Source organism: Micromonospora sp. NPDC000089, assembly GCF_042899365.1.
Classification (GTDB): Bacteria; Actinomycetota; Actinomycetes; order Mycobacteriales; family Micromonosporaceae; genus Micromonospora.
In genome coordinates this window covers 345,610-364,273 of the sequence record NZ_JBIAZT010000002.1, presented here as the reverse complement: position 1 = coordinate 364,273, position 18,664 = coordinate 345,610, and the positions used below count along the sequence as shown (strand labels likewise).

Annotated in this window: 21 protein-coding genes; 9 read left to right on the top strand and 12 right to left on the bottom strand. The window is 73.2% G+C overall.

Annotated features, from left to right (window positions below):
- Nucleotides 1-14 precede the first annotated feature (14 nt).
- Nucleotides 15-848: a cytochrome c gene (locus tag ACFY3U_RS05120; RefSeq protein ID WP_387195101.1), complete on the bottom strand. Its 834-nt coding sequence runs from the start codon at nucleotides 846-848 to the stop codon at nucleotides 15-17.
- Between the two features lie 72 nt (nucleotides 849-920).
- Nucleotides 921-1,520: a heme-copper oxidase subunit III gene (locus tag ACFY3U_RS05115; protein WP_387195098.1), complete on the bottom strand. Its 600-nt coding sequence runs from the start codon at nucleotides 1,518-1,520 to the stop codon at nucleotides 921-923.
- A gap of 119 nt (nucleotides 1,521-1,639) precedes the next feature.
- On the opposite strand from ACFY3U_RS05115, the gene ACFY3U_RS05110 reads away from it, so the two are divergent.
- From ACFY3U_RS05110 to ACFY3U_RS05095, 4 genes are all read left to right on the top strand, one after another.
- Nucleotides 1,640-2,623, top strand: a complete 984-nt coding sequence (locus tag ACFY3U_RS05110; protein ID WP_387195095.1) for a cytochrome c oxidase assembly protein — start codon at nucleotides 1,640-1,642, stop codon at nucleotides 2,621-2,623.
- A 106-nt stretch (nucleotides 2,624-2,729) separates the two neighbouring features.
- The gene (locus tag ACFY3U_RS05105; protein ID WP_387195092.1) at nucleotides 2,730-3,131 is read left to right on the top strand and encodes a hypothetical protein; all 402 of its coding nucleotides are present in this window, start codon (nucleotides 2,730-2,732) and stop codon (nucleotides 3,129-3,131) included.
- A gap of 89 nt (nucleotides 3,132-3,220) precedes the next feature.
- Nucleotides 3,221-4,270, top strand: a complete 1,050-nt coding sequence (gene trpD / locus ACFY3U_RS05100) for an anthranilate phosphoribosyltransferase (RefSeq protein ID WP_387195089.1) — start codon at nucleotides 3,221-3,223, stop codon at nucleotides 4,268-4,270.
- 181 nt (nucleotides 4,271-4,451) lie between these two features.
- Nucleotides 4,452-4,661, top strand: a complete 210-nt coding sequence (locus ACFY3U_RS05095; protein WP_387195086.1) for a hypothetical protein — start codon at nucleotides 4,452-4,454, stop codon at nucleotides 4,659-4,661.
- Between the two features lie 148 nt (nucleotides 4,662-4,809).
- Here ACFY3U_RS05095 and ACFY3U_RS05090 read toward each other — a convergent pair whose 3' ends face one another.
- The 3 genes from ACFY3U_RS05090 to coxB form a co-directional block, all read right to left on the bottom strand.
- Complete coding sequence (locus tag ACFY3U_RS05090) at nucleotides 4,810-5,691, bottom strand: aminoglycoside phosphotransferase family protein (RefSeq protein WP_387195083.1); 882 nt, start codon at nucleotides 5,689-5,691, stop codon at nucleotides 4,810-4,812.
- 214 nt (nucleotides 5,692-5,905) lie between these two features.
- Nucleotides 5,906-6,331 carry a cytochrome c oxidase subunit 4 gene (locus ACFY3U_RS05085; RefSeq protein ID WP_387195080.1) on the bottom strand — a complete coding sequence of 142 codons (426 nt, stop codon included), beginning with the start codon at nucleotides 6,329-6,331 and terminating at the stop codon, nucleotides 5,906-5,908.
- A 10-nt stretch (nucleotides 6,332-6,341) separates the two neighbouring features.
- Nucleotides 6,342-7,313, bottom strand: coding sequence for a cytochrome c oxidase subunit II (gene coxB, locus ACFY3U_RS05080; RefSeq protein ID WP_387195077.1), 972 nt, complete (start codon nucleotides 7,311-7,313; stop codon nucleotides 6,342-6,344).
- Nucleotides 7,314-7,481: 168 nt separating this feature from the next.
- Between coxB and ACFY3U_RS05075 the strand changes: the two genes are divergently transcribed.
- Entirely contained in the window at nucleotides 7,482-8,633 is a 1,152-nt protein-coding gene (locus ACFY3U_RS05075; RefSeq protein ID WP_387195075.1) for a cysteine desulfurase family protein, read from the top strand.
- A gap of 55 nt (nucleotides 8,634-8,688) precedes the next feature.
- Nucleotides 8,689-8,919: a sulfurtransferase TusA family protein gene (locus tag ACFY3U_RS05070; protein WP_387195072.1), complete on the top strand. Its 231-nt coding sequence runs from the start codon at nucleotides 8,689-8,691 to the stop codon at nucleotides 8,917-8,919.
- Between the two features lie 26 nt (nucleotides 8,920-8,945).
- On the opposite strand, the gene ACFY3U_RS05065 is transcribed toward ACFY3U_RS05070, so the two are convergent.
- The 4 genes from ACFY3U_RS05065 to ACFY3U_RS05050 all read right to left on the bottom strand — a co-directional run bounded on the left by ACFY3U_RS05065 (nucleotide 8,946) and on the right by ACFY3U_RS05050 (nucleotide 12,384).
- On the bottom strand, nucleotides 8,946-9,503 hold the full coding sequence (locus ACFY3U_RS05065) for an AAA family ATPase (protein WP_387195069.1): 558 nt from the start codon (nucleotides 9,501-9,503) through the stop codon (nucleotides 8,946-8,948).
- The gene (locus ACFY3U_RS05060; protein ID WP_387195066.1) at nucleotides 9,500-10,477 is read right to left on the bottom strand and encodes a carbohydrate kinase family protein; all 978 of its coding nucleotides are present in this window, start codon (nucleotides 10,475-10,477) and stop codon (nucleotides 9,500-9,502) included. Before ACFY3U_RS05060 ends, ACFY3U_RS05065 begins: the two co-directional genes overlap by 4 nt.
- Before the next feature lie 184 nt (nucleotides 10,478-10,661).
- On the bottom strand, nucleotides 10,662-11,030 hold the full coding sequence (gene erpA / locus ACFY3U_RS05055) for an iron-sulfur cluster insertion protein ErpA (protein WP_387195063.1): 369 nt from the start codon (nucleotides 11,028-11,030) through the stop codon (nucleotides 10,662-10,664).
- A 193-nt stretch (nucleotides 11,031-11,223) separates the two neighbouring features.
- On the bottom strand, nucleotides 11,224-12,384 hold the full coding sequence (locus ACFY3U_RS05050) for a glycerate kinase (RefSeq protein ID WP_387195060.1): 1,161 nt from the start codon (nucleotides 12,382-12,384) through the stop codon (nucleotides 11,224-11,226).
- A gap of 71 nt (nucleotides 12,385-12,455) precedes the next feature.
- On the opposite strand from ACFY3U_RS05050, the gene nadA reads away from it, so the two are divergent.
- From nadA to ACFY3U_RS05035, 3 genes are all read left to right on the top strand, one after another.
- Nucleotides 12,456-13,652: a quinolinate synthase NadA gene (gene nadA, locus ACFY3U_RS05045; RefSeq protein ID WP_387195058.1), complete on the top strand. Its 1,197-nt coding sequence runs from the start codon at nucleotides 12,456-12,458 to the stop codon at nucleotides 13,650-13,652.
- 216 nt (nucleotides 13,653-13,868) lie between these two features.
- Nucleotides 13,869-15,224, top strand: a complete 1,356-nt coding sequence (gene murA, locus ACFY3U_RS05040; protein WP_387195055.1) for a UDP-N-acetylglucosamine 1-carboxyvinyltransferase — start codon at nucleotides 13,869-13,871, stop codon at nucleotides 15,222-15,224.
- A gap of 72 nt (nucleotides 15,225-15,296) precedes the next feature.
- Complete coding sequence (locus ACFY3U_RS05035; RefSeq protein WP_387195051.1) at nucleotides 15,297-15,899, top strand: DUF3043 domain-containing protein; 603 nt, start codon at nucleotides 15,297-15,299, stop codon at nucleotides 15,897-15,899.
- Between the two features lie 91 nt (nucleotides 15,900-15,990).
- On the opposite strand, the gene ACFY3U_RS05030 is transcribed toward ACFY3U_RS05035, so the two are convergent.
- The 3 genes from ACFY3U_RS05030 to ACFY3U_RS05020 are packed head-to-tail and all read right to left on the bottom strand — an operon-like array spanning nucleotide 15,991 to nucleotide 18,618.
- Nucleotides 15,991-16,971 (bottom strand): ATP-binding cassette domain-containing protein, encoded by a 981-nt coding sequence (locus tag ACFY3U_RS05030; protein ID WP_387195048.1) that lies wholly within the window; start codon nucleotides 16,969-16,971, stop codon nucleotides 15,991-15,993.
- Nucleotides 16,968-17,774: an ABC transporter permease gene (locus ACFY3U_RS05025; protein WP_387195045.1), complete on the bottom strand. Its 807-nt coding sequence runs from the start codon at nucleotides 17,772-17,774 to the stop codon at nucleotides 16,968-16,970. The genes ACFY3U_RS05030 and ACFY3U_RS05025 overlap by 4 nt, the downstream gene beginning before the upstream one ends.
- Nucleotides 17,767-18,618 carry an ABC transporter permease gene (locus tag ACFY3U_RS05020; RefSeq protein ID WP_387195042.1) on the bottom strand — a complete coding sequence of 284 codons (852 nt, stop codon included), beginning with the start codon at nucleotides 18,616-18,618 and terminating at the stop codon, nucleotides 17,767-17,769. Before ACFY3U_RS05020 ends, ACFY3U_RS05025 begins: the two co-directional genes overlap by 8 nt.
- Nucleotides 18,619-18,664: the final 46 nt, after the last annotated feature.

Below are 18,664 nucleotides of genomic sequence, written 5' to 3'. Positions count from 1 at the left end.
GATGTTCTGCATGATCACGACTTGCCCGCGATCCAGAGGCTGGCGAAGACCAGCGCGACGATGCCGACCAGGAAGATCGCCAGCCCCTCGGTGGAGGGGCCGTACCGGCCGAGGTTGAAGCCGCCCTGGTCCTGGTCGGCCTTCAGGGTCTCCTGGATGTAGGCGATGATGTCCGCCTTCTGCTCCGGAGTGATCTGGTTGTCGCCGAAGACCGGCATGTTCTGCGGTCCGCTCAGCATCGCGGCGTAGATCTGCCGGTCGCTGGCCGGGTGCAGGCTCGGGGCGTACTTGCCGGAGGAGAGCGCGCCGCCGCCACCGCCGAAGGCGTGGCACTGCGAGCAGTTGATCCGGAACAGCTCACCGCCGGTGGCCAGGTTGGCTCCCTCGCGCAGGTTGCCCTGCGGGACCTGCGGGCCACCGCCGAGCTCCTGGATGTACTGGCCGAGCTGGCGCACCTGCTCGTCGGTGAAGACCGGGGGCTTGCGCATGGCCTGCGCCTCCTGGCGGGCCATCGGCATGCGGCCGCTGCCGACCTGGAACTCCACCGAGGCGGCGCCGACGCCGATCAGGCTCGGGCCACGACCCTCGACACCCTGCGCGTTCTGCCCGTGGCAGGTCACACAACTCACGTCGAACAGCGCCTTGCCCTCGGCGGCGGCGCCCGTGATCGGCGGGTTTTCCTGCGCCTGCGCGGTGGGGGCGAAGACCGTGTAGGCGCCACCGGCCAGGGTGAGCGCGGCGATCAGCCGGACCGCGGCGCCCAGCCGGCGGCGGCCCCTGCTGCGCGCCACGGGCCGCCCGCGCAGTCGCGCGAGCAGACCGCGTCGGCGGTCGTTGTCAGAAGTCATGACCTGTGTCCTTAACCGGTTGGACCTTGTCTCAGGGGACGGAGCAGCGGCGCGGTTCGTGACGCGCCAAGATCACTGAAGCCAGTAGATCATGGCGTAGAGGGCGATCCACACCACGTCGACGAAGTGCCAGTAGTACGACACGACGATCGCCGAGGTGGCCTGGGCCGGGGTGAACCGGCCCATGGTGGTGCGGACCATGAAGATGATGAAGGCGATGAGACCACCGGTCACGTGCAGACCGTGGAAGCCGGTGGTCAGGTAGAACATCGACCCGTACCCGTCTCCGTTGATCTTCACGCCCTCGTGCACCAGGTTCCGGTACTCGTTCGCCTGGCCGAGCACGAAGATCAGGCCCATCACGAAGGTGATCGTGAACCAGCGCCGCAGGGCGTGGACGTCACCCTTCTCGGCCGCGAAGACACCGAGCTGGCAGGTCACCGAGGAGAGCACCAGGATCACCGTGAACGTGGTCGCGTACGGGATCTTGAGGACCTCGGTGTGCTCCGCCCACTGCTCCGGCGCCGCGGCGCGGATGGAGAAGTACATCGCGAACAGCGCCGCGAAGAACATGAGTTCGCTGGAGAGCCACACGATCGTCCCGACGCTGACCATGTTGGGTCGCGTCAGAGAGTGGATCCGGCTCTTGTCAATGGCTGGGGCCGCAGTCACGCCGTCATTATTGCCCTTGACCGGCGGCGGCGATCAGCGGGGTGGCAAACCCACGCCGTCCGTGGTGCTCCGGTGGCCCGGCCGGGGTGGTCCGGTTCGCCTGGCCTACCCTGAAAAGCGTGCTGCACGTCGATTCGATCATCGCCGCGACCTCGGCGACCGCGCCCGCCGGCCCGGCGGCCGCCGCGGCGTCGCTGCCGCCGTTCACCGTCGAGCGGGTCTTCACCGAGCTGGAGTTGGACAGCTGGCTCGCCCTGGGCCTGGTGGTGGCCGCCGGCCTGTACCTCTACGGGGTGTACCGGCTGCGGCTGCGCGGCGACCGGTGGCCGGCGGTCCGCACGGTCTGCTTCCTCGGCCCGGGCCTGGGCGGCATCGCCGCGGTCACGCTGAGCGGGCTCGGCGCGTACGACACCACCCTGCTGTCGGTGCACATGGTGCAGCACATGGTGCTGTCCATGGTCGCGCCGATCTTCCTGGCCCTGGGCGCGCCGGTCACCCTGGCGCTGCGCACCCTGCCGGTCCGCCCGCGCAAGCGACTGCTGGCGATCGTGCACAGCCGGATCGCGCGGATCTACAGCTTCCCGCTGGTGGCCTTCACCATCTTCGTGGTGAACCCGTTCGCGCTGTACTTCACCGACCTCTACCGCTACACCCTGGAACACGCCTGGGCGCACGAGCTGGTGCACGCGCACTTCATCATGACCGGCTGCGTGTTCTTCTGGCCGCTGCTGGGCCTGGACCCGCTACCCGGGCGCTGGCCGTACCCCGGCCGGGCGCTGCTGATGATGCTCTCCGTGCCGTTCCACACGGTGCTCGGTCTCACCATCATGCAGAGCACCACCCTCTTCGGCGGCGACTGGTACCCGTCGCTGCGGCTGAGCTGGTCCGACCCGTTCAGCGACCAGGTCGTCGCCGGCGGCATCCTGTGGGCCGGCGGCGAGTTCGTCAGCGTGACGATGATCGCGGTGCTGGTGGTGCAGTGGGTGAAGCAGTCCGAGCGGGAGGCCCGCCGGCTGGACCGGGAGCTGGACCGGCAGGAGGCCCGCGAGCGGGCCGCCGCCACCGCCGAGGCCGTCACGCCGGCCCCGGGCGCACCGGCCTGAGCTGCGCCGACAGCAGGTCCGCCAGCAGCCGCCGGGCGGGATGTCGGGTACGCCACACCGACCGGTACGATCGGCGGGCAGCTACGAGGTGGGAGCCAGACCGTTGATGAGTGAGCGCGATCGTCTTTGCACCGTCCTGCTCTACAGCGACGACCCGCAGGTCCGGGACCGGATGCGGTTGGCCGTCGGCACCCGCCCGGCGCCGGGTCTGGAGCTCGAGTTCGTCGAGGCCGACGACTACGCCGCCTGCGTCCGGCTGGTCGACGACTACGAGATCGACCTGATGCTGCTCGACGGTGAGGCCTCCCCCGGCGGCGGGATCGGCATCGCCCGCCAGATCAAGGACGACCGGGACGACGCCCCGCCGACCTGCGTGGTGATCGCCCGCTCGGCCGACCGATGGCTCGCGGCGTACGCGCAGGTCGACGCCGTGCTGGTGCACCCGCTCGACCCGGTGACCACCGGCAGCACGGTCGCCGAGCTGCTGCGTACGCACGCCGCCGCCTGAGTCGTCGCACTCGGCGGCGCCCCGGCGCCCGGGTGGATCGGGCGCCGGATCCCGCCCACCCCACCCACGCTCCGCTCGGGAGGCCCGCCATGGGCGATCGGACCTGGCCGCACCTGCTCCACGCGCTGCTGCGCGGCGAGGAGCTCTCCACCGCCGACACCGCCTGGGCGATGGACGAGATCATGACCGGCGCCGCCGGGTCGGCGCAGATCGCCGGCTTCGCCGTCGCGCTGCGCGCCAAGGGTGAGACGCCGGCCGAGCTCGCCGGCCTGGTCGAGGGGATGCTCGGCCGGTCGGTCGAGGTCCGGCTCCCCGACCACCTGCGGGACACCGCGCTGGACGTGGTCGGCACCGGCGGTGACCTCGCCCACACGGTCAACATCTCCACCATGACCGCGCTGGTGGTGGCCGGCGCCGGCGTCCGGGTGGTCAAGCACGGCAACCGGGCGGCCTCGTCGCTCTGCGGCACGGCCGACCTGCTGGAGTTCCTCGGCCTGCCGCTGGATCTCGGCCCGGACCAGGTGGCCCGCTGCGTGGCCGAGGCCGGCATCGGATTCTGCTTCGCCCCCCGGTTCCACCCCGGCTTCCGGCACGCCGGCCCGGTGCGGCGCGAGCTGGGCGTGCCCACCGCGTTCAACTTCCTCGGCCCGCTGACCAACCCGGCCCGCCCCCGGGCCGGCGCGGTCGGCTGCTTCGACCTGCGGATGGCGCCGGTGATGGCCGCCGTCTTCGCCGGCCGCGGCGACTCAGCGATCGTGATGCGCGGCGAGGACGGGCTGGACGAGTTCACCACCGCCGCGCCGACCCGGGTCTGGGTGGCCCAGCGGGGCGCCGTCAGGGAGGCCGTGCTGGACGCGGTGGACCTCGGGGTACCCCGGGCCACCCTGGCCGACCTACGCGGCGGTGACGCGGCGTACAACGCCGACGTGGCCCGCCGGCTGCTGGCCGGTGAGACCGGCCCGGTGCGGGACGCCGTCCTGGTCAACGCGGCGGCCGCGCTGGCCACCCAGGGCCCGCTGGACGGCGACCTGACCGAGGCGCTGCGCGCCGGGATGACCCGGGCCGCCGAGTCGATCGACTCGGGCGCCGCGGCGACCGCGCTGGAGCGCTGGATCGACACCGCCCGCGCCGCCGCCTGACGCGTGGCGCACCGTCGCTCGGCCTGGTCACCGCGCCGTGGGTGGGTGGCCGGGCGGAAGTGTCGGTGGGGGGTGGGAAACTACAGGCGAGTAGTTTTCCGTCCGGCCGGCCGCCGCGCGACCGGCCGCGTGTCGGGTGGCGGTGATGCGGTCGCCGACACCCCGGCGAGAGGAGACACGCGTGTTCGAGCGTGAGTTCTACTGCGACACCTGCGAGGGCGTGCAGCAGTTCGAGGCCCCGCCCTGCCCCGACGGGCACGGCTCCGGCTGCCCCGAGCTGGCCTGCGTCGGCTGCGGCGCCGCCGTGCTGATCGCCACGTTCACGTTCCCCGCCCCCACCCTCGACCGCCGTCGCGGCAGGGCGGTCATCAGCCACCGCCGCGCCGCCTGACCCCTTCCCACCCGTGCCGCGGCGCGCCGGCCGGAGACGTTCGCCCAGGTGCCCGCCGTCACCCCGGATCCACCGCGATGGTCGCGGCGGTGGTGGACGACCCGCCGGCTCCGCCACGTCGGCACCGCAACGAGGTGGAACGAGTCAGCTAGTCCAGCACCGCACGGAAGGCGCGCTCGCCGATGCCGCGCATCAGCGGGTTGTCCGCCGAGTGCGTCAGGAAGACCACGGACAGCGCGAGCGCCCACCCACGCGCCCGCGCCCAGGTCGCGTCGTCCGCGCGGCCGTACGCCCGTCGCAGCGCGGCACGCTGCCGCTCCCCCGGAAACAGCAGCCACGCCACGGACAGGTCGGTGGCGGGATCGCCCGAGGTGAGATCCCCGAAGTCGATCACCGCGCTGATCCGACCGCGGTCGACCAGGATGTTGGCCGGGTGCAGGTCCCCGTGCAGCCACAGCGGCGGGCCGTCCCAGGCGGGCGCGGCGATCGCCGCCGCCCAGATCCGCAGAGCGGCGGCACGGTCGGCCGGATCGACGTGCGCCAGCCCGGTCAGGACCCCCTCGGCACGCCCGACCAGTGGAATCCCGCGAACCAGGTTGACAGGTGCCTCCGAAGGAGCCGGGGCGTGCAGCGCGGCCAGGAAACCGCCGAGCGTCGCCGCGGCCGACCACAGGTCGTCGGGCTCCGACCGCGCCGCGACCCGGCCCGGGAGGAACGGCACGACACTCCACGGCCACGGGTACCCGGTCGCCGGCCGCCCGGTCCGCACCGGCGTCGGCACCGGCAACGGCAGGCGGCCGGCCAACTCCGGCAACCACCGCTGCTCGTGCGCGACGAGCTCGGCGCCCATCGCTCGCCGCGGCAACCGGACCAGGAGCTCCGTTCCGAGCCGACAGACCAGGTTGTCCCAGCCGTTGGCCAGGACCTCGACCGGCAGTCCCGCCAGGTCCGGATGCTGCTGATCGAGCAGCCGGCGGACCAGCTCGACGGAGACGGGAACCTCCGCGGCGGGCATTCGGTGAACGGCCACACCGGGAACCCTACGGCCGCCGCCCGCGGTCCCCACAGCCGCCCGTGACCGTGCCGATCCTCCCCGGACCGACCGGCCGTGAGCGGCCCACCGCGTCCACGGCTGCACCCGCCGTCCCGCTCGGCCGGGAACGTCGGGGGCGGCGGTTCGGGCGGGAGAACGGCGAGGCCCGCGTCCCCGGAGCGGGGGCGCGGGCCTCGCAAGTGCCGTCAGATCAGTGCTCGGCGGTGCGCCGGGTGCCGGTGTAGTACTCGAACAGCAGCCCGCAGGCGGCGAAGATGACCGCCACCAAGCCGAGGCCGAGCAGCCAGAACTGCCAGAACACCAGGCCCAGGCCGGCCGTGGCGGCGGCCAGCGCCAGCCCGAAGGGCCAGTAGCTGCCCGGGCTGAAGAAGCCGATCTCGCCCGCGCCGTCCGCGATCTCGCCGTCCGCCCGGTCCTCCGGGCGCAGGTCGATGCGGCGGGAGACGAACCAGAAGAAGCCACCGCACATCGAGCAGAGCAGGAACGACAGCAGCAGCGCCACCGTGCCGACCCACTCGATGTTCCCGGACTCACCGTGCGTCCACGCGCCGTACAGGATCGTCGCGCCGAACAGGAAGCCCGCGATGATCAGGAAGATGCGCCACTCGGTCTTCATGCCAGACTCCTCAGCTACCCGAGCGGGCCGACGTGCTGTCGGGGTTGAAGTTGTCCTTGGTGCGCCGGGTGTCGAACGGCTGGGTGGTCTGCGCGTACGGCGCCTCACCGATCGCGGTGAGCGCGTCCTGCGTCGACTTGCCGCTCTTCTTCGCCGCCAGGAACTGGTCGTACTTCTCCGGGGAAACGACCCGCAGCTCGAAGTTCATGAACGCGTGGTAGCTGCCGCAGAGCTCCGCGCAGCGCCCGACGTAGGCGCCCTCGGTCTCGAGCTTCGACACCTCGAACGCGTTACGGATCTTGCCGGGGAAGACGTCCCGCTTGAACAGCAGCTCCGGCACCCAGAACGAGTGGATGACGTCCCGGCTGGTCTCCTCGAACCGGATCGACCGGTCGGTCGGCAGCACCAGCACCGGGATGACCTCGCTGGTGCCCAGCGTCGACGCCACCGTGTTGGCCCCGGGGCCCTGGCCGTCGCGGTAGTTGAACTGCCAGTTCCACTTGAAGGCGACGACCTCGACGGTCACGTCGGGGTTCTTCGTCTGCCGCACCACGTCGGTCTGCACGATCGCCGTGTAGTAGAAGAGCACCGAGACGATCAGGATCGGCGCGATGGTGTAGAGGAACTCCATCGGCATGTTGTAGCGGGTCTGCACCGGCAGCTCGTTGCCCCGCTTCCGGTAGCGCACCACGCACCAGAAGATCAGGCCCCAGACGAACACGCCGACCGCGAGCGCCGCGATGCAGGACGCGATCCACAGGTCGTACATCCGGTGCGCCTCGGGGGTGATGCCGCCCTGCGGCCAGCCGAAACCGTCGACCGACCTGCCGACGTCGCACCCGGTGAGCAGAACCAGCAGCGCGGCTCCGCCAAGGCCGAGCCCGGCGAGCCGACCAGCACCACGCCGTCGGCGTCCACCGACCCCTGGGGAAGCGCTGTGCCGTACGGCCGACGGCCGTACCTCCGAACTCCTTGCGACCACCTGGTCCTGCCTCCCTAGCGCGCCGCGGCGGTTTCCCTTGACACCGACGGCAAAGGCGTCACCGACGGTCGCAGATTACTCGACCATGACGGGCTGGACCGTCTTGGGGTCACTGTCCGCCCCCATCGGGGAGATCTTGGGCGTACCGCCGCGCTAGCGTCGGAAGCCATGAGCGCTCCCCCGGTCTACCTGGACGCGGCCACCGCCGCGCCGCTGCACCCGGTCGCCCGGCAGGCCCTGCTGGCTGCCCTCGACGACGGCTGGGCGGATCCCGCTCGGCTCTACACCCAGGCCCGCCGGGCCCGCCAACTGCTCGACGCCGCCCGGGAGGCCGCCGCCGGCACCCTCGGCGTCCGCGCCGACGAGCTCTCCTTCACCCCAAGCGGTACGACCGCGGCCCACGCCGCCGTGCTCGGCGGGCTGGCCGGGCGGCGTCGGGTCGGCCGCACCCTGGTCCACTCCGCGATCGAGCACTCCGCGGTGCTGCACGCCGCGGAGCGGCACGTGGCGGGCGGCGGCGACGCGGTGTCCGTACCGGTGGACCGGGCCGGGCGGTTGGACCTGGACGCCTGGGCGGCCGCGGTGGCCGCCCCGGGGGTGGCGCTGGCCGCGTTGATCGGGGCCAGCCACGAGGTGGGCACGGTGCAGCCGGTGCCGGCCGCGGCGGAGCTGGCCGCGGAGTCGGGGGTGCCGCTGTACGTCGACGCGGCACAGCTGGCCGGCCGGGTGCCGCTGCCGACCGGCTGGTCGGTGCTGACCGCCAGCGCGCACAAGTGGGGCGGCCCACCCGGGGTGGGGCTGCTGGTGGTCCGCAAGGGCACCCGCTGGGAGTCGCCCTGGCCGGCGGACGAGCGGGAGTTCGGGCGTACCCCCGGGGTGGTGAACCTGCCGGCGGCGGTGGCGGCGGCGGCGAGCCTGCGCGCGGCGGCGGCCGACGCGGCGGCCGAGGCGGTGCGGCTGGCGCCGCTGGTGGACCGGATCCGGGCCCGGGTGGCGGCCGAGGTGCCGGACGTGGAGGTGGTCGGCGACCCGGTCGACCGGCTCCCCCACCTGGTGACCTTCTCCTGCCTGTACGTCGACGGCGAGGCGCTGCTGCACGCGCTGGACCGGCGCGGCTTCGCGGTCTCCTCCGGCTCGTCCTGCACCTCCTCGACGCTGCGCCCGTCGCACGTGCTGGAGGCGATGGGGGTGCTGTCGCACGGCAACGTCCGGGTGTCGCTGCACCGGGAGACCGGCGAGGCGGACGTGGACCGGTTCCTCGCCGAGCTGCCCGGGATCGTCGCCGACCTGCGCGCCGACGCCGGGGTGGTAGGGCTGTGAGCGCGAGGAGTGAGCCGGGTTTGCGAGCCCCGCAGTCGCGAACGAAGGTGGGCCTGTGAGCGAGCCGGGTCTGGTGCTGGACTGCCGGGGGCAGCGCTGCCCGCTGCCGGTGATCAACCTCGCCCGCCGGCTGCCCGAGCTGCCGGTCGGCGCGGTGGTGCGGGTGCTCGCCGACGACCCGGCGGCGGCGGTGGACATCCCGGCCTTCTGCCGGATGCGCGGGCACGACTTCCTCGCCGCGCACCCGGACCAGGGCCCCGCCTACGACGTCCGCCGGGCCCGCTGAACCGCGCCCGGCGGGCCGGGAGCGGGTCAGGCCAGGTAGGCGAGGATGGCCGGCAGCGGGTCGACGTCGATCGCGGTGTCCACCACCAGCCGGGGGCCGATGATCGGCTCGAACGCGGCCCGGCGGGCGAGAGTCTGCTCCCAGGTGGGCAGCGGCTGCCCCGGCGGGGCCGGCAGCCGCGCCTCGACCCGGCGGCGGTGCTCCGCCACGTCGCCGCAGTGCACCTCCACCACGCGCAGCGGCACGCCGACCCGCTCGGCCAGGTCGTGCCAGAGGCCGCGGGCGCTGGCCACCGGGTTGACCGCGTCGACCACCACGCTCAGGCCGAGGCCGAGCTGCACCTCGGCGAGCCCGGCCACCGCCGCGTACGCCGCCATTCCCGGCACGTCGCCGACCAGGCCGTACCGGGCCAGCGCCTGCTCCACCGGGTCGACCGGCAGCACCGGGGCGTCCAGCGCCGAGCCGACCCGGATCGCCAGCATGCTCTTGCCCACCCCGGGCAGCCCGGCGAAGGCGACCAGCAGCGGCCCGGTCGCGCCGGGCCGCGCGGCGCCCGGATCCAGGCCGCCCGGCACCGTGGTCACGGCAGCAGGTGCGGCCGCACGTCGGCGGCGGCCTCGTCGCCGTACGACTCGGCGAGCCGCTTGACGAACAGGTCGGGCCGCACCTCGTACTCCTGGCCGCCGAAGTTCTCCAGCACCAGGGTGGCCAGCAGGCAGCCGACCTGGGCGGCCCGCTCCAGCCCGACGCCCCAGTCGAGCGCGGCGAAGAAGCCGGCCCGGAAGCCGTCGCCCACGCCGGTCGGGTCGGCCGCCTGGATCTCCCGGGCGATCGGCACGTGAATGGTGCCGATCTCCCGACCGACGATCTCCACCCCGCGCTTGCCCAGCGTGGTGACCCGGATCTTGACCCGGTCCAGCAGAGACTCGTCGGAGAGGCCGGCCTTGGTCTGCAGCAGCGACCGCTCGTACTCGTTGGTCATCAGGTAGTCGGCGCCGTCGATCAGGCCGAGCACGTCCGCGCCGTCCATCCGGGCGAGCTGCTGGGACGGGTCGGCGACGAAGGCGTAACCGCGCTCCCGGCACTCGGCGGAGTGCCGGATCATCGCCGCCGGGTCGTTGGCGCTGACCAGCACCAGGTCGAGGCCGCCGAGCCGCTGGGCCACGGGGGCCAGCTCGATGTTGCGGGCCTCGCTCATCGCGCCGGCGTAGAAGGAGGCGATCTGGCACATGTCGGTGTCGGTGGTGCAGACGAAGCGGGCGGTGTGCGCGACCTCGCTGACGTGCACGGAGTCGCAGTCCACCCCGTGCCGCTCCAACCAGGACCGGTAGTCGGCGAAGTCCGCGCCGACGGCGCCGAGCAGGACCGGCCGCAGGCCCAGCTGGGCCATGCCGAAGGCGATGTTCGCGGCGGTGCCGCCACGGCGCAGCACCAGCTCGTCCACCAGGAAGGACAGCGAGACCTTGTCCAGCTGGTCGGCGATGAGCTGGTCGGCGAAGCGACCGGGGAAGCTCATCAGGTGGTCGGTCGCGATCGAGCCGGTCACGGCGATCTTCATGTCAACCCTCGGGGTCGGGAGCACGGCGCCGGTCAGCCTACCGGGCGGCGCGGCCTTCCGGCCCCGCGGCGACCATCTTCCGCTCACTCCGTCGTCGCCCCGTGGTCACCGCCGCGGGCCGGGGCCGGACACGCCGACGGGGTCGCCCCGGGAGGGACGACCCCGTCGTACGGGAGTGCTCGACTCAGCTGAACGAGTCACCGCAGGCGCAGGAGCTGCCCGCGTTCGGGTTGTCGATGGTGAAGCCCTGGGCGTCGATCCGGTCGGCGAAGTCGATCGTCGCCCCGGACAGGTACGGCGCGCTCATCCGGTCGACGACGACCTCGACGCCGCCGAAGTCGGTGACGACGTCACCGTCGAGCGAACGCTCGTCGAAGAACAGCTGGTACCGCAGGCCGGAGCAGCCGCCCGGCTGCACCGCGACCCGGAGCCGCAGGTCGTCGCGGCCCTCCTGCTCGATCAGGGCCTTGACCTTCTGCGCCGCGACGTCGGTGAGGACGACGGAAGTAGGGGCCTGGGCCTCGGTCGACTCGGTCTGCGCTGGCGTGGTCACGTGGAAATCTCCCTGCGCGGTATGGGTCCGGACGCACTGGCCAACATCGCTCGTCGCCCAGTGATTCCCGGTGTGGTCCAGATCCGATCGTACGCCGCCCCGGCCGAGGTCACCCGGGTGGCGTGATCCCCGGCGGCCCCGGCGGCGGCCGGCACGCACGGCCGGCCGGTCAGCGACTCCACTGCCGGGCCGGTCAGCGGCTCCACTGCCGGGCCAGCCGGGCGCCGAGCGCGCGCAGGCCCTCGGCGGGGCGGGCCAGGGCCGCCTCGAGCCCGCCGCGCTCCTCCCCGCCGAAGTGCGCCACCAGGCTGTACGCCTCGGTCACGCCGGCCGCCGCGGCCTCCCGGCGCCCGGTGCTCACCCGTCCCGCCAGCACCACGCACGGCACCCCGCGGTCCCGGGCGGCGCCGGCCACCCCGGCGACCACCTTGCCGCGCAGCGACTGGTGGTCGAACGACCCCTCGCCGGTGATCACCAGGTCGGTGGCGTCCAGCGCGGCGTCCAACCCGATCGCCCGGGTGACCAGGTCGATGCCGGGCTCGCAGCGGCCGCCGAGGGCGAGGATCGCCGCGCCCAGCCCGCCGGCCGCCCCGCCGCCGGGCAGCGCGCCGAGCCCCGGGGGGCAGCCGGGCAGGTCGCGCTCCAGCACCCCCGCCCAGCGCTCCAGCGCGGCGTCCAGCAGCAGCACGTCGGCCCGGTCGGCGCCCTTCTGCGGGCCGTACACGTTGCTGGCGCCGTGCAGGCCGAGCAGCGGGTTGTCCACGTCGGTGGCGGCGACCAGGGTGGCGCCGCGCAGCCGGGGGGCGCCGTCGAGCGACGCCACGGCGGCCAGCGCCGCGCCGCCGTACGGCAGGGCCCGGCCGGCCTCGTCCAGTCCGGTGACGCCGAGCGCGGTGAGCATCCCGGCGCCCCCGTCGTTGGTGGCCGAACCGCCCAGCCCGATCACCACGGTCCGCGCGCCGTGCTCCACCGCCGCGCCGACCAGCACGCCCAGCCCGTACGAGGTGGTTGCCTTCGGGTCCCGCTCGGCGACGGTGAGCAGGTGCAGCCCGCACGCCTGGGCGCTCTCCAGGTAGGCCGTCCCGTCGGCGGTGAGCAGGATCTCACCGGCCGCCGGGCGGCCCAGCGGGTCGGTGGTGGGCACCGGGATCCGCCGCCCGCCGAGCGCGTCGGCGAGCACCGTGACGAAGCCCGGCCCGCCGTCGGAGAGCGGCCGGACGAGCAGGTCGTCCGCGACGGCGACCTCCCGCCAGCCGGCGGCGACCGCCGCGGCCACCTCCGGCGCCCCGAGGGTGCCGGCGAACTTGTCCGGGCAGAGCAGTACGCGCATGCCGGGAAGTGTGGCAGGCCACATCGGCGCGGGGCAGTGCGGCAGCCCACACCGGCACGGCCGGTACGCCCCGCCCGCTGTGGGACCATTGGGGCGTGACTTCGACCTGGGTGGAACCCTCCAACACCGCGACCGCGCTGCTGCTGCTCGGCCGGGGCAGCGACCCCGCCACCGAGCGTGGCGTGGAGTGTCCGGGCGACCTGCCGGCGCCGAGCGATCCGGATCTGGTGGCCCGTGCGACGGCGGCCAAGGCGGCGCTCGGCACGAAGGTGTTCGTGCTGGGCCACCACTACCAGCGCGACGAGGTGATCCAGTTCGCCGACGTGACCGGCGACTCGTTCAAGCTGGCCCGCGAGGCGGCGGCCCGCCCGGACGCGGAGTACATCGTCTTCTGCGGCGTGCACTTCATGGCCGAGAGCGCCGACATCCTCACCTCGGCCGCGCAGAAGGTGATCCTGCCCGACCTGGCGGCCGGCTGCTCGATGGCCGACATGGCGGTGCTGTCGCAGGTCGAGACCGCCTGGGACGTGCTGACCGAGCTGGGCATCGCGGGCGACACCGTGCCGGTGACGTACATGAACTCCTCGGCCGACATCAAGGGCTTCGTGGGGCGTAACGGCGGGGTGGTCTGCACCTCGTCCAACGCCCGGCGCGCCCTGGAGTGGGCGTACGAGCAGGGCTCGAAGGTGTTCTTCTTCCCCGACCAGCACCTGGGCCGCAACACGGCGGTGCTGGAGATGGGCTTCTCGCTGGACGACTGCGTGCTCTACGACCCGCACAAGCCGAACGGCGGGCTCACCGCGCAGCAGCTGCGGGACGCGAAGATGATCCTCTGGCGCGGGCACTGTTCGGTGCACGGCCGGTTCACCCTGGAGAGCGTGAACGACGTCCGGGAGCGGGTGCCGGGGGTCAACGTGCTGGTGCATCCGGAGTGCCGGCACGAGGTGGTCACCGCCGCCGACCAGGTCGGCTCCACGGAGTACATCATCAAGACCATCGAGGCCGCGCCGGCCGGTTCGGCCTGGGCGGTCGGCACCGAGCTGAATTTGGTCCGCCGGCTGGCGCTGGCCCACCCGGACAAGCAGATCATGTTCCTCGACAAGGCTGTCTGCTACTGCTCGACGATGAACCGGATCGACCTGCCGCACCTGGTCTGGGCGCTGGAGGAGCTGGTGGCCGGCCGGGTGGTCAACCAGATCACGGTGGACCCGGACACCGCGCACCACGCCCGGGTGGCGCTGGACCAGATGCTCGCGCTGCCCGGCGCGGACACCCCGCCGCCCGCGGCCTGATCACCGACGGTCACATCGCTGGTACGGATACGTGCCGGTAACGCCGGTTCGTTCCTTCGCTGGCGATGTGACCGGTTCCAATTTCGTGACCGAGGGCTATGCTGCCTCGGGCGGCGACACGCCCGGCCCGTTTCGGGCCGGCCACCGCGGGGTAGCTCGACCGCTTGCCCCATCATCGACTTCATCTGCACCACCCGACACGCGCTGGAGGTTGCGTTGACGGACGACGTCTTGGTCGTACACGGAGGTACTCCGCTCGAAGGGCGGATCCGCGTGCGCGGCGCGAAGAACCTGGTCTCGAAGGCGATGGTCGCCGCCCTGCTGGGTGACTCGCCCAGCCGGTTGTTCGACGTGCCGAAGATCCGTGACGTCGAGGTGGTCCGCGGGCTGCTCGGCCTGCACGGGGTGAAGGTGACCGACGGCGGGGAGGACGGCGAGCTCGTCTTCGACCCGTCCAACGTCGAGAGCGCCAGCACCGACCAGATCAACGTGCACGCCGGCTCGAGCCGGATCCCGATCCTGTTCTGCGGCCCGCTGCTGCACCGGCTGGGCCACGCGTTCATCCCGGACCTGGGCGGTTGCCACATCGGGCCGCGCCCGATCGACTTCCACCTGCAGGCGCTGCGGGAATTCGGCGCGACCGTCGAGAAGCGCCCCGAGGGGCTGCACCTGTCGGCGCCGAACGGCCTGCACGGCACCAAGTTCGCCCTGCCGTACCCGAGCGTGGGCGCGACCGAGCAGGTGCTGCTCACCGCGGTGATGGCCGAGGGCGTCACCGAGCTGCGCAACGCCGCGGTCGAGCCGGAGATCATCGACCTGATCTGCATCCTGCAGAAGATGGGCGCGATCATCAAGGTGCACACCGACCGGGTGATCGAGATCCAGGGCGTGCCCAAGCTGCACGGCTACACCCACCGGCCGATCCCGGACCGGATCGAGGCGGCGAGCTGGGCGGCGGCCGCGCTGGCCACCCGCGGCCACGTCGAGGTGCTCGGCGCCCAGCAGGCCGACATGATGACCTTCCTGAACGTGTTCCGCTCGGTCGGCGGCGAGTACGAGGTCACCGACGCCCGCCCGCCGAAGCTCGGCGACCCGGGCCAGGAGGGCGGCATCCGGTTCTGGCACCCGGGCGGCGAGCTGAACGCCACCGCGCTGGAGACCGACGTGCACCCGGGCTTCATGACCGACTGGCAGCAGCCGCTGGTGGTGGCGCTGACCCAGGCCCGCGGCCTGTCGATCGTCCACGAGACGGTCTACGAGCAGCGGCTGGGCTACACCGAGGCGCTGAACAAGATGGGCGCCAACATCCAGGTCTACCGGGACTGCCTGGGCGGCACCCCGTGCCGCTTCGGCCGGCGCAACTTCAAGCACTCCGCGGTGATCGCCGGCCCGAGCAAGCTGCACGCGGCCGACCTGGTCATCCCGGACCTGCGGGCCGGGTTCAGCCACCTGATCGCGGCGCTCGCCGCCGAGGGCACCTCCCGGGTGTACGGCGTCGACCTGATCAACCGGGGCTACGAGGACTTCGAGAAGAAGCTGGCCGACCTCGGCGCGCACACCGAGCGCCCGTAATTCCGCTCACCCTCGACCGCCCGGTGCACCGTGAGGTGCACCGGGCGGCGTCGTTTGGCTACCCTTCACCTCGTGCCCTCGCTGTTTCGCCGCAAGTCGGCCGACTCCGACTCCTCCGCCACCGCCGTGGTGACCGAGGAGCAGCCCACCGCGCGCCCCCGGGGATACACCCCGAGCAAGAAGGAACTGGGGCTGCAGACCCCCAAGCGCCCGGTCGCCGGTCGCCGCCCCGCCGGGCCGGTGAAGCCGCTGACCAAGGAGGAGGCCCGGGAGCAGCGCCGCAAGGCGCGCGCCGAGGCGGCGGCCGAGTTCCGCCGCGAGGGTGGCCCGCGTGACCGTGGCCCGGAGCGGCAGCTGGCCCGCAACGTGGTCGACTCCCGGCGTACGGTCGGCACCTGGTTCTTCGGCGGCGCGCTGATCGTGCTGGTCGGCTCGAACGCGGCCATGCCGCCGGTGATCCGGCTGGCCTCCAACGTGCTGTGGGGCGCGCTCGCGCTCGGCGTGGTGATCGACTCGATCCTCATCTCCCGCAAGATCAAGAAGCTGGTCGCGCAGCGCTTCCCGAACAGCGGCGAGCGGATGGGCTCGATCTACCTGTACGCGATCATGCGGTCGATCACTTTCCGCCGGATGCGCGCCCCGGCCCCCCAGGTCAACATCGGCGACCCGATCTGACCCCACCCGCTCCCGACAGCCCCGCCCCGGCGGGGCTGTCGCGTCTGCGGGCTCAGTCGCCGACGCCCGGGCCCGGGGCGGCGTTCCCGGCTCAGTCGCCGACCCGCGGGCCGGGGGCGGGCGCCCGGTAGAGCCGGGCCACCACCTCCTCGATGTCCGGCTCCAGCACCGAGATGTCCCGCAGCGCGGCCAGGCCGGCCAGCCCGGCGACCACCTCCGCGACCCCGGCCGACTCCAGCGCGTACACCAGCCGCCGGCCGTCGTCCTCCACCCGCTCCAGCGGCGCGCCGGGCAGCCGCGGCGCGGCGGCCAGCGCCGCGTCCAACTCGGCGACGACCAGGCGGCGGGAGCCGTACCGGGCGTGCAGGTCGGCGATCGAGCCGTCGTGCACCACCCGACCGTGGTCGACCACCACCAACCGCCGGCAGAGCCGCTCGATGTCGGCCAGGTCGTGGGTGGTCAGCACCAGCGTGGTGTCGCCGGCCCGGCCCAGCTCGGCGAGGAAGTCCCGGACGGCGCGCTTGCTGACCACGTCCAGGCCGATGGTCGGCTCGTCCAGGAAGAGCACCTCCGGGCCGTGCAGCAGGGCGGCGGTCAGCTCGCCGCGCATCCGCTGGCCCAGCGAGAGCTGCCGGACCGGGGTGTCCAGGAAGGCGTCCAGGTCGAGCAGGTCGCGGCAGCGGCGCAGCCGGGCGGCGTGCTCGGCGGCCGGCACCCGGTAGACGTGCCGCAGCAGGTCGAACGACTCCCGCAGCGGCAGGTCCCACCACAGCTGGGACCGCTGGCCGAAGACCACCCCGATCCGCAGCGCCAGCCGGGTGCGCTCCGGCACCGGGCGCAGCCCGCAGACCCGGGCCTCCCCGGACGACGGGGTCAGCACGCCGGTGAGCATCTTCAGCGTGGTGGACTTGCCGGCCCCGTTCGGGCCGATGTAGCCGAGCATCTCGCCGCGTTCGACCCGCAGGTCGATGCCGTCCACCGCGGTGACCGTCCGCTTCTCCCGGCGCAGCCGGCCGGCCTTGACCCGTACCGTGAAGTCCTTGCGCAGTTCGTGCAGCTCGATGACGCTCATGACCCCGTACTCCGGTAGTGGCGGATCCCGACGCGCCAGGCGGCGGCCGCGCCGGCGGCGGCGACCAGCGCCACCGCCGGCGACGCCCAGCCGGCCCAGGCCGGCAGGCCCAGCGGATCGGGCCGGCCGAGCAGCGCCAGCGCCGGCTGGTAGGCGACGAACGCGAAGCCCAGGCCGTACGCGAAGGTGGCGCGGAACCACCCCTCGAAGACGGTGACCGGGTACGCGGTGAAGTCCCGCCCGCCGTAGGTGACCGAGCTGCCCACCTCCCCCGACTCCACCCAGACGAACGACAGCGTGGCGGTGGCCACGAAGATCGAGCCGAAGAACACCACCCCGGCCAGCGGGGCGACCACCACCAGCACCGCCCGACCGGGCGTCCAGGCGATCCCCGCGGTCGCCAGCGCCACCACCAGCACGGCCACGCCGAACAGCGCCCGGGAGACCTTGCGCAGCGGCAGGTCCATCAGCAGCAGCTGCGGCAGCGCCCCGAGCGGCCGGACCAGCACCGCGTCGAGCAGCCCGCCGCGGACGTACCGGGGCAGTCGCTCGATGTTGCCGACCAGCAGGTCCGCGGTGGCGAACGCGGCGGCGGACAGGCCCACCATGACCAGCGTCTCGTGCAGCGTGAAGCCGCCCAGCGTGCTGGTCACCCGGAACAGCACCAGGATGGCCAGCACGTCGAAGACCGTGGAGCCGACGTTGCCCACCAGGTCGACCACGAACGACGTCCGGTAGGCGGCCTGGGACCGGGCCTGCGCACCGAGCAGCGCCCGGTACGCGGCCAGCGTGCCCTCAGCCACCCTGCACCACCAGCCGGCGCTCGGCCCGGCGCTGCACCAGCCGGCACAGCGCCAGAATCGCTCCCGTCCAGGCCAGCTGCAACACCACCAGGCCGAGCTGGGTGGCCGGCGGGACCCGCTCGACCAGCACGTCGAGCGGGGTCTGCAGCAGGCTCGGGAACGGGGTGCCGACCCACAGCGCCCACTGCAGCCACTCCGGCAGGAAGCGCAGCGGGAAGTAGAGCCCGGCCAGCACCCCCGAGCCGACGGTCCAGAGGATCAGCGGCCCACGGACGTCCTGCAACCAGTACGCGGCGGCGTTGACCAGGAAGCGGCAACCGAAGCAGAGCACCACGGCGCTGAGGGCGGACAGCACGAACAGCGGCACGGTCGGCCAGCGGGTCGGCAGGTGCACGTCGAAGAAGATCGCCCCGAGCAGCATCGGCGGGAGCATCCGGGTCGGCACGGCGAACCCGGCTCGGCCGAGGTCGGTCGCCAGGTAGCTGGTCACCGGATGGACCGGCCGCAGCAGGTCGCCGGCGATCTCGCCGGTGCGGATCCGGTCGGCCAGCTCGGTCCAGCCCCAGAGCAGGATCATCGCGATCATGCCCTGCCCCGCCCAGACGTACGCCGCCAGCTGCCCCCGGTCGTAACCGGCGACGCCGCTACCGGCGCCGGCGACCGCCAGCAGGACGGAGCACTTCAGGAAGCCGAAGACGGAGTTGGTGAACAGGCCGGCCATCGCAGCCTGCCGGTAGGTGGCGTATCGTCGGAACCCCGAACCGGTTATCGCCCCGAATGTCCGGAACCATGGGATAACCTGGGACGCCGTGGGCGGAGCCACAGTGGCGGTGAACGAGCCCACGCCGTTACCCTCCATCCGCAGCCACGACGTGCCGGAGCGGGCGACT

Excerpts from the sequence above, each read along its gene's own strand:
- ACFY3U_RS05120 (WP_387195101.1), bottom strand. The coding sequence starts at position 848 with ATGACTTCTGACAACGACCGCCGACGCGGTCTGCTCGCGCGACTGCGC.
- ACFY3U_RS05105 (WP_387195092.1), top strand. The coding sequence starts at position 2,730 with ATGAGTGAGCGCGATCGTCTTTGCACCGTCCTGCTCTACAGCGACGAC.
- trpD (WP_387195089.1), top strand. The coding sequence starts at position 3,221 with ATGGGCGATCGGACCTGGCCGCACCTGCTCCACGCGCTGCTGCGCGGC.
- ACFY3U_RS05085 (WP_387195080.1), bottom strand. The coding sequence starts at position 6,331 with ATGAAGACCGAGTGGCGCATCTTCCTGATCATCGCGGGCTTCCTGTTC.
- ACFY3U_RS05075 (WP_387195075.1), top strand. The coding sequence starts at position 7,482 with ATGAGCGCTCCCCCGGTCTACCTGGACGCGGCCACCGCCGCGCCGCTG.
- ACFY3U_RS05060 (WP_387195066.1), bottom strand. The coding sequence starts at position 10,477 with ATGAAGATCGCCGTGACCGGCTCGATCGCGACCGACCACCTGATGAGC.
- ACFY3U_RS05050 (WP_387195060.1), bottom strand. The coding sequence starts at position 12,384 with ATGTGGCCTGCCACACTTCCCGGCATGCGCGTACTGCTCTGCCCGGAC.
- ACFY3U_RS05030 (WP_387195048.1), bottom strand. The coding sequence starts at position 16,971 with ATGAGCGTCATCGAGCTGCACGAACTGCGCAAGGACTTCACGGTACGG.